This window comes from Pseudonocardia adelaidensis, from assembly GCF_039543345.1.
GTDB lineage: Bacteria > Actinomycetota > Actinomycetes > Mycobacteriales > Pseudonocardiaceae > Pseudonocardia > Pseudonocardia adelaidensis.
Genome location: NZ_BAABJO010000107.1, coordinates 1 through 593 on the forward strand (window position 1 = coordinate 1; position 593 = coordinate 593).

Annotated in this window: 1 protein-coding gene; it reads left to right on the forward strand. The window is 68.3% G+C overall.

From position 1 onward, the window contains the following. Positions 1-593: TCP-1/cpn60 chaperonin family protein (locus ABEA81_RS42450; protein ID WP_345613742.1), on the forward strand; the 593-nt coding region annotated here is incomplete at both ends.

Consider the following 593-nt stretch of genomic DNA (forward strand, 5'->3'; position numbering starts at 1 on the left):
CCACCACCGCCACCGTGCTGGCGCAGGCCCTCGTCCGCGAGGGGCTGCGCAACGTCGCCGCCGGGGCCAACCCGATGGCCCTCAAGCGGGGTATCGAGAAGGCCACCGAGGCCGTCTCCGAGGCGCTGCTGAAGAGCGCCAAGGAGGTCGAGACCAAGGAGCAGATCGCTGCCACCGCGTCGATCTCCGCGGCCGACTCCACCATCGGCGACCTGATCGCCGAGGCGATGGACAAGGTCGGCAAGGAAGGCGTGATCACGGTCGAGGAGTCCCAGACCTTCGGTCTGGAGCTCGAGCTCACCGAGGGCATGCGCTTCGACAAGGGCTACATCTCGCCCTACTTCGTCACCGACGCCGAGCGCATGGAGGCCGAGCTCGAGGACCCCTACGTCCTCCTCGTCTCCTCCAAGATCTCCACGGTCAAGGACCTGCTCCCGCTGCTGGAGAAGGTCATGCAGGGCGGCAAGCCGCTGGCGATCATCGCCGAGGACGTCGAGGGCGAGGCCCTGGCCACCCTGGTCGTCAACAAGATCCGCGGCACCTTCAAGTCCGTCGCCGTCAAGGCCCCGGGCTTCGGTGACCGCCGCGAGGCG